Raw genomic sequence first — 12473 nt, 5'->3', positions numbered from 1 at the left:
CAAAGTTGAATAGTGAATATAAATCGCGCAAAAATAAGAAATATATCATAAAATGTCGAAAATTTTCATGTAAATGAATAAAATATCACAGCTTTTAGGTCATATATCCTTCACAAACCGGCTAACAAGACCTATCATCTGTCCTAGAAGAAGCAGAGGGTTCTATCTGAGAGGCAGTATTCACTTGCATTAATGCACCCTCACTTAACAGTCGTTTAGTTCTACTACGTAAAAATAGACCAGACATCGCAGCGAGTATTTGTTGGAACAACATCCCCGAAATTACTGGAAGCGCGACAGCAGGAGGAAAATATTTCACTGCTAATACAGCTCCCGCACTTAAATTCCGCATACCCGAATTAAACTGCACCGCCACGGAATCTTCATAACTAAAGCGGAAACGGCGTGACACCAAAGCTCCGATTACATAGCCAAGCACAACGGTTATGAAGGTCACTCCAATTATGATCGCTAATTTGCCATCCGGATGTTTCAGATAACGGGCAATGCTGGCCCCATTAATAGAAACAACTACAAACAATCCGACTTTAACAAACGGAGCAAGCGGCGGTCCACATACCGTATTGACTTTCCCTTTTGTCCATTGATTCAGCAGCATCCCAACTACAGAAGGAATGACTACCATCCATAGCAGCCCTTTCATCATATCACCTAGCTGAATTTCCACACTCGCTCCCATCAGCAAATATAAGGTACCCGGGACAACAATTGGCGACAAGAGCGTATCAATCAGAATAAGGGCTAATGTCAATGCAATATTTCCTCCGTACATCGACACCCATACCACACTTACAACACCTGTAGGAATCGCGAACAGCAATACATAACCAGTCACTGTATATGGATCTCCCGGAAAAAAAGCCATGGCTGCAAGCCAGCCGATCAGCGGCATTACAATATGTAAAATTACCATTAGAATAATCAGCTTCTGGGGTTTCAGAAGTACCCCTAGCAGGTCCTTTAGGTTGGACTTCAAGCTACCGATCAGCGTCATTACAGCGAAAATCCAGGGCACGAGACCTGTGAACGGCAGCAGTCTGCTTTCGTTAAGCACACCGACCACGATGGCTGTGGGTGTTAATAACGGCATAATCTTTTCTAGAACAACATTAGATTTGATAAGTCCATTTCTTATATTAGCAAACACTTGGCAGTACACCTTATGTATGAAGCTCATACATTCCTTATCTGTGTTTTTTATTAAGTCTACCATAAAAAAATAGGAACCAATTCTTAAATTGGTCCCTCGAAGTAATCTATATAGAGTGTTAAACTTCTATGCCTTGTGGAAACAATGCATCCAGCGCTGGGCAAGGTTGCTTATCCAAGAACTGTGCCAATGGCGCTGGCATATTATTGTATAAATCTTTTAGTGAAGTTCCTTGATAAATGTTGCCGATAATCACCGGATGGCAAAGCTCTGAAATCAAAATGTCGCCATTTCCATGCAAATGAAGCTGCTTCTTCCCCTCTATACAGTGAGGAAAATACACACCCGGCTGCTCTTCGAACCCAAGGGCGTCCATAATGCGGTCCATGCAGGTGAAATACAGAATCGTATCTTCTTTCTTCCGTGCGATCAGCTCACTCACTGCATTCTTTAATTGTTCCCGCGCAGCAATCGACTTCCACCCTGTATGATCCATGATAATACTGTTCTGAATTTCATGTGTGCGCACGCCCATTGCGTAGACATGATCGCTGATCTCCTTCATATTATCCTGGGTTTCACTGAACAGCAGCGTCTCCAGCACAGTATCTACACTTGTTGCGGCGAACAGGGTAATATTTTCTCTTATTTTCTCATAAATGCTTGGATGAATATTATAATATTTTGAGAAAGCTTCCGCAGTAGTAAAATTGAAGGAAATATGTATGGTCGTTAATCCTGCGGAAACCAATTGGCCAATTCGTTCAGCATTTAAAAGACTGCCGTTGGAATTCAGTTGTGTCTGAATCCCTCTGGATGCGCAGTAGGTTACAATCTCCACACAGTCATCGAACTTCAGCGTCACTTCTCCACCTGATAAACGTACTCTTTTAAGGCCTGGAAGTTCGTCCAGAATGCGGATGACCTCTTTGGCTTTGATGCTTTGTCCATCATTTCTATTATATGCACAGCAATAATCGCAGCGGAAATTACAGTTCGAAGTTACCCCTATTTCTAACCCTTCCAGCTCATAAGTAAGCGGTTTGTCGAGCTCTAATGCTTTATATCTCATACTCTAAAGTCCTCCTGAAAAATAATGAATTTAGTTCAAAAGTTCAACCTTAGAGATTATATAGGTTTATGGCTTAGGTTAATGTGAGTTTTATAACATTCGGATTCCCAGCTATAACAGCTAACGATCGTGACTACGGAAATATCCGTTCTTCCAACCGGAGTTGTCTCCAGTTTCCTTTTTTATTACCGTATCAATTAGTCGGATTCCGGAGACAAACTATGCTAACGAAGTGAATTTTCCTTTAGAAAGCTTTCGGGCAGTCGCTAACACGCCACAGTTTCAAAATTTCCTTTAGCACTATATATTGGTTATACAATATAATAAAGGTTATATTTTACATTGCTTTCACTCTGGATTATATAGACCATTTTAAATTGAAGGAGCTTCTATATGAAGAAATTATCCTCATACATACTCGTCATCCTAATCGTCATGCTCGCTACAGGCTGTACAGTTACAGCCAATACGGTTGTCACACCTCTATATCATGGAAAAAGTTTATCTGTAGGCGTTGTTGGCGAGGCCCCGAAAGTAAGAGAAGAGCACGTGAGCTTCACAAGTATTTCATTTGAGGAATTAGAAGAATACGCAAAGCTCTCCGCTGATTATGATGCGGTATTTATTATGAAGGAGCATTTATCTGAAGCCGCTGAGAATAAGTATGCAAAAGTATATAAAAAGGCAGGTATTCCATTTTATTTTATCGGGTCTACCAAGTCATTTATGCCATTTGTTACTGAAAAGTTATCCTACGAAGATATATCCGATACGCATTCAGGCATGTATATTACAGGTTATCTTCAAACTGGTGAAACCTATAAAACCTGGGGTTATGGGCTTTACAAGGATATAGTTAACGAACCCAATATTAAAGATGCTTATTCACGAGTATTTACTACCATTGCGTCCATCGAGAATGGAACCGTAATCGAGTAGCAGGGTTTGTTTTAAAGTCCACCGGCACTTTTTATAGGGATATAAAGATCAACTTTTGCTTTACCTTCAGGGTCTGTATATGGATCATTCATACAAAATTCGAGCGCATACCGATCATCCGGTTCATAATCACTATTAGGTAGCCATTGACCGTACACACTTTGATAGGCAATAGCCAATTTGTCGATCGTATCATAAAACGGATATAAGGCATAAAGACCACCAGATAAAGTTTTGAACTCTACGCTCGAATCACCCTCTTTAACAAACTCTTCTGGAATGGTTATGCAGGCATCATATCTACAAGAGTATTCGTCAGTCACGCTGGGATCATCTAAAGAAATACCAATGAAGTATTCTGTTGACGGTAAATCATTTTTCTCAACCCACTTGCTGAGTGTTCCCCATGCCTTATACGTTTCAAGATAGCTGCCAACATGCCTTACGTATGCCACTTGATAACTTGGAAGTTCTTTTACCTCAATGTTCATTTCCCATACTCTCCTTAAAAAATTATTTATGTTGATAATCACATCATAATTTTTAGAAGGAGACAATTCTTCCTGATTATTGCTGGACATTAACTGATAATTGCTATGTTCTTGCATTGACCTTCTCATCTCGCTTGGGGTTGTCTTAAACAGTTTCCTAAAGGATGAATTAAAACTTGAGATGGAACTAAAACCGCATAGAATTGAGATATCTAGCATGGTTTTATTGGTTGTTTCAAGATAGGTAACCGCGTGATGTAGACGTCTTTCCGTCAGATAGGTCATTGGTGTTTTATTTGTAATTGCAGAAAAAACTCTAGAAAAATGATACTTAGAAAAATTAGAAACTTCAGCTAGCATTTCTAGATTTATCTCTTGATCTAAGTTGTCCTCGATAAAATGAAGAACAGTCTGAATACGCACCCTGTAATCATTGTTCACTAGACCTACCTCAATCCCGTGATGATAAAATGATTTTTCCTTATTTATTTCCTTCGCCCTATATACAACAGATGAGAGGAAATCCCCAAAATGGATGGATCCTTTGCTGCGTTAATGAGAAATTCAAAGAGCTCCTCATGCTCACCCCGGTCTGTCCAGTATTGTTTCTGCTCATTTGTCAGTAATGCTCCGAGGCTAGAAGAACCAATTAAATCAATGGTTCGAAATCCATTCTCCTCCATGAAAGGTTTTATATCCTCAATATTGAAGTAATAAGCTCCCGTAAACCTACCTTCATCTTTATGATTAAAAATCCCGCTATCATAAAACTCTTGTATTGAATCCATGTTGTCATTAGGCTTCCAATGTTGTGGGAACTGTAAGGATGTAAGAGTCATTCTCATCCGACTTTGAAAGGCTACAAATACGATGCCATTCTTCCTTGTCACACGAAACAATTCCTTAACTGCTAAAATCCGATCCTCTTCTTCTTGCAAATGATATAAAGGGCCTAACATCAGAGAAGCATCAAAGCTTTCGTCAGATATTCCCTCTAAACTAGTTGCATTCCGCACATGAAAACCTTTAAATTGCTCAGTTAATCCTAATTCATTAACCTTCTGCTGAGCTATTTCAACTAACTTAGGGGTAAGATCCGATAACGTTACGTTATAGCCCAGCTTCGCCAGCTCCATGGCATATTTACCGGGCCCAGCACCATTATCCAGTATAGATTGTGCGGTAGTTAAATAATGTTTTATATAATGCAGATTAATGATGAACTCCAGCGGCTCCCTATCCAACCTTCCCCACTCATCAAATTGGGAGTAATAATCAATAATATTGCCCATTACCAAAACACCCACCTTCAATTGTATTTTTTCTGTAGAGAACAGAAAAAACCTATCGCCTCCAAAGAGGCGATAGGTTTAACCTTCGCGGTACCACTCTTTTTGATCGTTGCTTATTGCTTATAATAAACAACGAATCTTAGAACCCGATTACGGAGGGTTAGCCGTTAAGATCTACTGAGGTTCGATCTTACCGCTCATGGGTGAGTTGGGGAACCTACTCCGCTGTCTTGCACCAACCGGCAGCTCTCTGGGCAGTAGTTATTCCTTAATACTCCCAATCATTACGTTTATTCCGTATTGTATTTTGACCTAGTATATATTTAGAAATTATTCCCTGTCAATACAAATTCCACTTACAGCTCTACTGACTTACCCATTTCGTTCCAGACAGGCTGTCCGATCAGACCTAAACGCCAGATCGCAATTCCTTTAAGACCATAACGTTTAGCAAGTCCTACCTTCGAATTCACTGAAGATTCGTTTTCGCTATACACAGAGATCCCGAGGATCAGCTTATCCTTACTCACTTGCTGAAGCGCAAGCCGGATGCCTTCATCAACTAAACTCATCGGCTCTGGAACTTTTTTCTCTTGTAAATAATCGTACGCCATAATGACCAAATCATCTGCAAGTGTTCCTAAAGTTTTGTAATCATATCCTTTATAAGAACTATTTAATGGATGAAGAATAACGGTAAGTTTAAGTCCTGCTGCATGTGCTTTTTGTGATAGGTTTTTCACAAAAGCATTGTAATCTGCTTGCACCTTCGCCTTATCACCTGTTAGACCTAGGCCCTCCAGATCCAGGGTAATGCCTTGGAATCCTTTTTGCGTTGCAAGATCTACGATTCCAGTAATCGTCTGTTCTTGAAGCTGCTTATCTTCCAGGTTCTTAGTTAACTCTGATGCGGTATCTCCAGAGAAGACCATCAGATAAGGAGCTGTTCCACCTGCCGCTGCATTCGTGACAATCGATTCTGGCGTTACGTCACCAGCCGCTTGAGGCCATTTGAAATCAGTCCCCGTTGTGGTGAATTGCCCGCTTTTATCAATCCCACTCCAACCAAAGGCCACAGCATCAAAATTAGGAAGTAAGGAAATCTCACTATAAGAACTCAGAGCATAGAAACCGAGAGTGTACAGTTCAGTCTTCGGTGAAGTAATAGATACGGTCTTCGTGGCTTGATTCCAAGCTACACCCGCACCAAACTGCTGGCCGAAGAAGCTAAGGGGAATCATCGTTGTATCCCGGATCGTCTGCGGAGCAACTCCTAACTTCACAACCGCGCCGTTAACACCTGCATTTTTGCTGCCGAGGGTCAGGGTTACCACTTTGGTCCCTGCAGTATCTGTTTTGGTAGCCGTAATTTTCTTCTGCGCTTGATTCCACTCGACATTAATTCCCAAAGCTTCAGATATAGCTCGGAATGGCACCATCGTTGTTCCGCTCATCACAACAGGTTCTACTGGAAAGGGTAGTGGATAACCATCCAGCACAATACTAACTCCACCAGCTGTGGCTGCCTGTGTGGTATTGTGGATTAAAGCCGTGGTGCCTCCTAGCGAAATAGCCAAACATAATACTAATTTACCGATTCGCTTGTTCATGAATGATAAGTCTCCCTCTTCTATGATATGAAGTCTAATCTTGTAAACTCTTATATGTCCTCTACCATTTTACCAAAGATTATCCAATTGTAAAATTAATAGATTGTCATCTATAAGCTTCGAAATTATTTTTCATATTAGAAGAGGTCGGCAAAATTACATAAACACGCTCAAAAAGGTTCCCACTGCTCGTTCAACATCTACATCCACTGCAACTTGTATGGGTTTACCTACTTTTGGCTGAGCCCGCAAGTCCGCTACGACCATTCCCGATGTAAACTCACCTTTGTGCTCCACACGAACATTCATCTCTTTGTAGGTTACTAGATCTGGTTGCAGCGCAACCATAAGTGCGAGTGGATCATGCAGCGGTGCGCTGTTGATCAAAAAGTTCGCTTCACGATAGAAATTAAAATAATGAGTAAGCGATTGTTCCATGAACGAAATGATCGCTTTATTTTCTTCACGTCCAAAACGGTTTAATAAATCGATATGCTCTTGGGTAATCCGCGTCTTAAGCGTAACGTCTAGACCCACCATCATAACAGGAAGCCCAGATGTAAATACATGATCAGCAGCTTCCGGATCCCCAGCAATATTCGCTTCCGCAACCGGTGTTCTATTTCCGGGATTGAAGATCGTACCGCCCATCACCACTACTTTTTTCAAAGTATTCTTAATACCAGGGTCCATATCAAGCGCCATAGAAAGGTTAGTTAGATGTGCCAGTGTGACTAATACAATCTCTCCGGGATTCTCATTAGCCATCCGAACAATAAACTCAGATGCAGTTTCGCTAATGGGACGCTGGCTGGATGGAGCAATTTCCACATTACCAATACCGTTCTCACCATGCACATGAGTGGCGTAGCCTGAGTGCTCACGAACAAGTGCCTTGGAGGCTCCGATCGCTACAGGAATCTCATAACCAGGCTTAGCAAGCTCAATTAGCCGCAGTGAATTGTCCGCCGCCTTTTCGACATCAATATTCCCAAAAACGGTTGTAATTCCTTCTACAATTACGTTTGGAGCGCGTAAGGCATATAGAATCGCCAGTGCATCGTCAATACCTGTGTCTGCATCAATAATAATTCGTGTTTTGCTCATTTATGTTCTCTCCCATTATGCTTTTTTCATAAAAGTTATCATATCACGGCCAACGAGGGTCGCTCAATTCTTATTCAATTCCTGTTCTTTAAAGGCTTCAATAAACCGCTCGGGATCACACTCTATCAAATAAGCATACACACCCTTACTCGTGTGCAGATAGAACATGCCGCCCACATCCCCCATTGAACGATAAGACATATCGAAAATATCTTTTAGCGGGAATTCCCGATGACGAGTTACAATTCTATCTTGATATAAATACATTAGCCGATTGGAAGCAACACTTCGTTGTTCTCCATCCCTAATTTCTCGTTGTATCTTATAATACGGAAGCTGGGCTACCCATTTCATTTGCAGTCCTCCTGCTTGTCGTAATGGACTCCATTTTATTATTCTTTTTACCCTATTGCAAAATAAAGAAGCTTAACGACCCCATTAGCGGAATCATCAAGCTTCAGTAAATCACCGTTTATTTCTTTGTATAAGCTGCGGCTGCCTTGCAAAAGCGTTCCAATGCCTCAACTAACGTAGATCTCGGACAAGCCAGATTGATCCGCAGATGGCCTTTGCCCTCTGTTCCAAAAACAGAACCTTCATTAAACGCAACTTTAGCCTCTTTGTGCATCAGCTGCTTCAGACCGTCTATTTCCAAGTTCAGTTCGCGGCAATCTACCCATAACAGGTAGGTTCCTTGCGGCTGCATCACATGAACCTGTGGTAAATGCTCCGACAAATAGCTAATAGTATAATCCACATTATCTGATACATATTGTAACAGCTCATCCAGCCATTCTTCTCCGTCGTTGTAAGCGGCTTGTACTGCTCCTTGCGCGAAGAAACTAGCCATATGTAAGCTCAAGGCTTTCATTTTTTGATCAAATTTACGTTTCAATTCCGGATTCGAGGACACGATAAAAGAGGATTGAAGCCCCGGAAGATTGAAGGTTTTGGTCGCGGCAAGTGTGGTTAACGTAATATTGGCAATTTCCTCAGACAAAGATGCAAAAGGAATATGCTCATACCCTGGAAGCGCCAAATCACAATGGATCTCATCAGAGATAACTTTCACTCCGTGGCGCAAGCACAGTTCACCGAGCTTCAACAGTTCTTCTCTTTCCCATACTCTACCGCCTGGATTATGCGGACTGCATAACAGCAGCAGCTTAGCTCCACCCAACATCAGCCCTTCCAACTGCTCATAATCCATCTCAAAGCGCCCATTACGGACGATAAGCGGATTCTTGGCAACCTTCCGGTCATTCATCTGGATGACATCATAGAAGGGATAATAAACTGGCGATTGTAAAATAACCTCGTCCCCAGGCTCAGTAAAAAGTTCAACAGAGAGGCTTAAGGAAGTTACAATTCCGGGAGAATCTGAAATCCACTCCGGTTTGATCTGCCAATCATGCCGTCTTTTAAACCATGACGTGATGGCTTCTTTATAAGTATCACTAGGTACACTGTAACCGTAAACTCCTTGTTCTGCGCGGCGCAGAATGGCTTCCTTCACTGCGGGAGGACTTTCAAAATCCATGTCTGCCACCCAAAGCGGCATAATATCCTTCTCACCAAACAACTTCTCGGATTGGTCCCATTTGTAAGAGCTAGTATTACGGCGGTCAATTACGCGATCGAAATCATACTTCAACTAAAGTCACCTCATCCTTATAAACTTATCTTTTATTGTATCATGAGGAAAGCGATATGGCATCTTAAGATAGAATCAAAAGAATTCACATAAATAGATGATTAATTTCAAGTCGTTAGACGATAGAAAAACAATAGAATGTTAATAGTAAATACTCTGAATAAAGAGGAGGACCTTCGTTCGTCCTCCTCTTTACAATAATCATAAGTAAAATCACCAATATTAAGGTGACCAACTTATCTATACGAAGTACACCTTATTACGCTAATTGTGTAATAACGAGATGTGCTGAAACAGATCTTGTTCCTCCAGCGAGAGGAGTAATAGTAAGTGCAGTAGAGTTACCAGCAGGATTCCGAACGGTCAGGATGGTGTTAATAACCGTTGTTTGCACTATAGCCATTTCTACGATTTGTGATGTACCTGTTGCGCGTCCAACTACAGTATAGGCGAGATCCGCGCCATTAAGAGTCAAGATGAGTTGTCCTGCTTCGGTTACACTAACCTGAAACAACACCTGATAAGTCCCTATTGCTGCTAAATTAAAAGAACTAGGACCCGTTCGTGCAATTGTCGTCCCGCTGGTAGGTCCGTTTTGAGGAAAACTTACGTCTGTGCCCGGTGCTACAGTTGCTGCATTATCAGGAGGCATTAGGGCAAAAAAATCAGCAAAACCTAATACGCCTCCTGGTGCTCCGGTTGCCCCCGTTGCTCCTGCTGCCCCCGGTGCTCCGGTTGCTCCAGCGGCTCCTGCTGCCCCCGGTGCTCCAGCTGCTCCCGGCGCTCCGGTTGCTCCCGTTGCTCCTGCTGCTCCCGGTGCTCCTGCTGCTCCCGGTGCTCCGGCCGCTCCCGGTGCTCCGGTTGCTCCAGCTACTCCTGGTGCTCCTGGCGCTCCTGGTGCTCCTGTTGCTCCGGTTGCTCCCGGTGCTCCCGGTGCTCCCGGTGCTCCCGGTGCTCCCGGTGCTCCTACAAAACCTTGTGGTCCTATAGCTCCTGCAGGACCAGGTAAACCTTGCGATCCCTGAGGACCTACAACTCCTTGGGCACCCGGCACGCCTTGGGCACCCTGAGGACCAACGGGTCCCGCTACACCCTGTGGACCAATCGCTCCCGCTGGCCCTGGTTCACCTTGAGGTCCTTGGGGTCCTGGAGGTCCGCCGGCGGGTCCTGGAGGTCCTTCAGCTCCTTCAGCTCCTTGGAGTCCTCGTGCTCCTTGAGCTCCGGGAACGCCTTGGGCCCCTTGTATTCCTTGGAGTCCTTGTGCTCCTTGCGGCCCTTGCGGTCCTGTAGCACCAACGACTGTCGGTGTAGTAACATTCACTTCTGGTGGAGGACAAGTGACTTTTACAATCTTCTTAATAACTTTTCGACGATGTTCTTTTCTTTTTCTTTTCGAAGGAAATACAGTGGCGACTTTTTTTTTATGACACTTTTTATCGTCTGGACAACTCAATACGTACACCTCCCTATAAAGATAGTTCAGTGTACGCATCTTATTAATTTTAGACATGGACCAATAACTAGTTTCTATTAGACAGGAACCTATTTCCTAAAAAAAGGGCTAATAAAATAGGAGGTGGCCCTTAAGTACATTACAATGTCCACACCATTTTAATTCACTTTTCGTATTTTATGATTAGGACAACTGACACTTCCCTATTAGGCCCAAATCATAGATTTGGGTCTTTTTTATGAGCTCATAAAAAAACAACCCCCAAACCACGGGAGCTGCTAATCCTCAACTATTATATTTTATCAACAGGCTTACGAATGGTGTTGCCTACCTTCGTGAGAATATCCGCCATTGATGCCGAGTCATTTACGTCATAATCATCAATGTTCAGACGGAGCACTGGGCAAGCTGTAAACTCATTGATCCATTTCGAATATCTGCCATGCATATGCTCCCAGTAGGACACGTCCGTTTGAATTTCCATTTCACGGCCGCGTTCATTAATTCGCGCTAAAATAGAAGGAAGACTGCCTTCAATATAAATCAGCACATCAGGGTGCGGGAAATAGGGTGTCATGACCATGGCTTCATACAAGCTTGTATAGGTTTCATAGTCTGTCTTGGACATCGTGCCTTGATCCGCATGCATTTTAGCAAAAATACCAGTGTCCTCATAAATCGAGCGATCTTGAACAAAACCACCGCCCATTTCGAACATTTTCTTCTGTTCTTTAAAACGTTCGGCTAGGAAATAAATCTGTAGATGAAAACTCCATCTCTCAAAATCATGATAGAACTTTTCAAGATAAGGATTATGATCAACTTGCTCCAGCGAGGTTTGAAAATCTAACCTTTTAGCCAAAGCACCTGTTAAAGTGGATTTCCCCACCCCCACGGTTCCTGCCACGGTAATTATGGCGTTAGCTGGGATGTTATATGGATTCATTTCATTAGCTCCTTTATGTGAGAGGCAATTTCGACGAAGTGTTCTGGGTTCTCCACGAAATCGACTGCATTTCCATCTATGGTAATAATAACGGTAGACGGCTCTTGAATCGCTAGAGAGCCCATCGCATCATCATAATCTTCTATCAATTGCTGCAAATACGCAGTATCCATATCCCCTTCAAAAGGGCGTCCGCGTTTGGCGATTCTTTTTAACAAGGTATCGAGATCTGCTTTTATATAGAGAATAATATTTGGCTTCGGCAGGTCATCCGTCAGCACATGATAGATTTGTCGATACTTTTCTCGTTTCGTTCCCTTCAGCGTTCGTTCCCCAAAGATAAGGTTCTTATAAATATGATAATCCGAGATCACCGGTTTACCTTTATCTATGTACTGAGTTACTGTATCTTCAAGCTGCTTGTACCGATTACAGAGAAAAAACATCTCCAGTTGAAAGCTCCAGTCATCCATGTTCTGATAAAATTTAGCCAAAAACGGATTCTCATCCACAATCTCCTTAATAATCGGTAAGTTTAATTCCTCTGCAAGCATCGAAGCTAATGTTGTTTTTCCAGCCCCGATCGGGCCTTCCACTGCAATAAACGGTGCATGTTTCATTGATGCTGACTTCCTCCTCAGATACGGACCCTTCAATAACTAATTTTAAAAACAGACTAAATTATTGTATCACATGAGACCTTACTTGTGAGCGGCTAATTATGAAGAAACTTTTCCA

12 protein-coding genes and 1 other annotated feature are annotated in these 12473 nt (G+C 42.5%); of the genes, 1 reads left to right on the top strand and 11 read right to left on the bottom strand.

Translation table 11 applies throughout. The annotated features are described in order from the left end of the window. Nucleotides 1-121: 121 nt before the first annotated feature. Both NYE35_RS10345 and NYE35_RS10340 read right to left on the bottom strand, forming a co-directional pair. Complete coding sequence (locus NYE35_RS10345) at nt 122-1168, bottom strand: bile acid:sodium symporter family protein (protein ID WP_254924524.1); 1047 nt, start codon at nt 1166-1168, stop codon at nt 122-124. 121 nt (nt 1169-1289) lie between these two features. Further along, nucleotides 1290-2243 (bottom strand): radical SAM protein, encoded by a 954-nt coding sequence (locus NYE35_RS10340; RefSeq protein ID WP_341120892.1) that lies wholly within the window; start codon nt 2241-2243, stop codon nt 1290-1292. A gap of 393 nt (nt 2244-2636) precedes the next feature. On the opposite strand from NYE35_RS10340, the gene NYE35_RS10335 reads away from it, so the two are divergent. Continuing rightward, a complete protein-coding gene (locus NYE35_RS10335; RefSeq protein ID WP_341120890.1) occupies nt 2637-3182 on the top strand; it encodes a hypothetical protein in 546 nt (181 codons plus the stop codon). An 11-nt stretch (nt 3183-3193) separates the two neighbouring features. Here NYE35_RS10335 and NYE35_RS10330 read toward each other — a convergent pair whose 3' ends face one another. The 9 genes from NYE35_RS10330 to NYE35_RS10290 form a co-directional block, all read right to left on the bottom strand. Next, complete coding sequence (locus NYE35_RS10330; RefSeq protein ID WP_341120888.1) at nt 3194-4114, bottom strand: AraC family transcriptional regulator; 921 nt, start codon at nt 4112-4114, stop codon at nt 3194-3196. A gap of 44 nt (nt 4115-4158) precedes the next feature. Continuing rightward, on the bottom strand, nt 4159-4965 hold the full coding sequence (locus NYE35_RS10325; RefSeq protein ID WP_341120885.1) for a class I SAM-dependent methyltransferase: 807 nt from the start codon (nt 4963-4965) through the stop codon (nt 4159-4161). Nucleotides 4966-5027: 62 nt separating this feature from the next. Next, nucleotides 5028-5259 (bottom strand) — a binding site (T-box leader). A gap of 62 nt (nt 5260-5321) precedes the next feature. Then, the gene (locus tag NYE35_RS10320; RefSeq protein WP_076272902.1) at nt 5322-6575 is read right to left on the bottom strand and encodes a stalk domain-containing protein; all 1254 of its coding nucleotides are present in this window, start codon (nt 6573-6575) and stop codon (nt 5322-5324) included. A 156-nt stretch (nt 6576-6731) separates the two neighbouring features. Next, nucleotides 6732-7682 carry a nucleoside hydrolase gene (locus NYE35_RS10315; protein ID WP_076140902.1) on the bottom strand — a complete coding sequence of 317 codons (951 nt, stop codon included), beginning with the start codon at nt 7680-7682 and terminating at the stop codon, nt 6732-6734. A gap of 63 nt (nt 7683-7745) precedes the next feature. Continuing rightward, a complete protein-coding gene (locus NYE35_RS10310; protein ID WP_341120883.1) occupies nt 7746-8036 on the bottom strand; it encodes a hypothetical protein in 291 nt (96 codons plus the stop codon). Between the two features lie 118 nt (nt 8037-8154). Further along, on the bottom strand, nt 8155-9336 hold the full coding sequence (locus NYE35_RS10305) for a MalY/PatB family protein (protein ID WP_076107486.1): 1182 nt from the start codon (nt 9334-9336) through the stop codon (nt 8155-8157). A gap of 259 nt (nt 9337-9595) precedes the next feature. Beyond that, a complete protein-coding gene (locus NYE35_RS10300) occupies nt 9596-10789 on the bottom strand; it encodes a collagen-like protein (RefSeq protein ID WP_445321952.1) in 1194 nt (397 codons plus the stop codon). Between the two features lie 292 nt (nt 10790-11081). Next, nucleotides 11082-11735 carry a deoxynucleoside kinase gene (locus NYE35_RS10295; protein WP_036679320.1) on the bottom strand — a complete coding sequence of 218 codons (654 nt, stop codon included), beginning with the start codon at nt 11733-11735 and terminating at the stop codon, nt 11082-11084. After that, on the bottom strand, nt 11732-12355 hold the full coding sequence (locus NYE35_RS10290) for a deoxynucleoside kinase (protein WP_341070446.1): 624 nt from the start codon (nt 12353-12355) through the stop codon (nt 11732-11734). Before NYE35_RS10290 ends, NYE35_RS10295 begins: the two co-directional genes overlap by 4 nt. Nucleotides 12356-12473 lie beyond the last annotated feature (118 nt).

The sequence above is a fragment of the Paenibacillus sp. FSL L8-0494 genome (assembly GCF_038003695.1).
Taxonomy (GTDB): Bacteria; Bacillota; Bacilli; order Paenibacillales; family Paenibacillaceae; genus Paenibacillus_AQ; species Paenibacillus_AQ odorifer.
The sequence above is the reverse complement of the archived record's forward strand: the minus strand, read 5'-3'. Positions and strand labels throughout refer to the sequence as shown.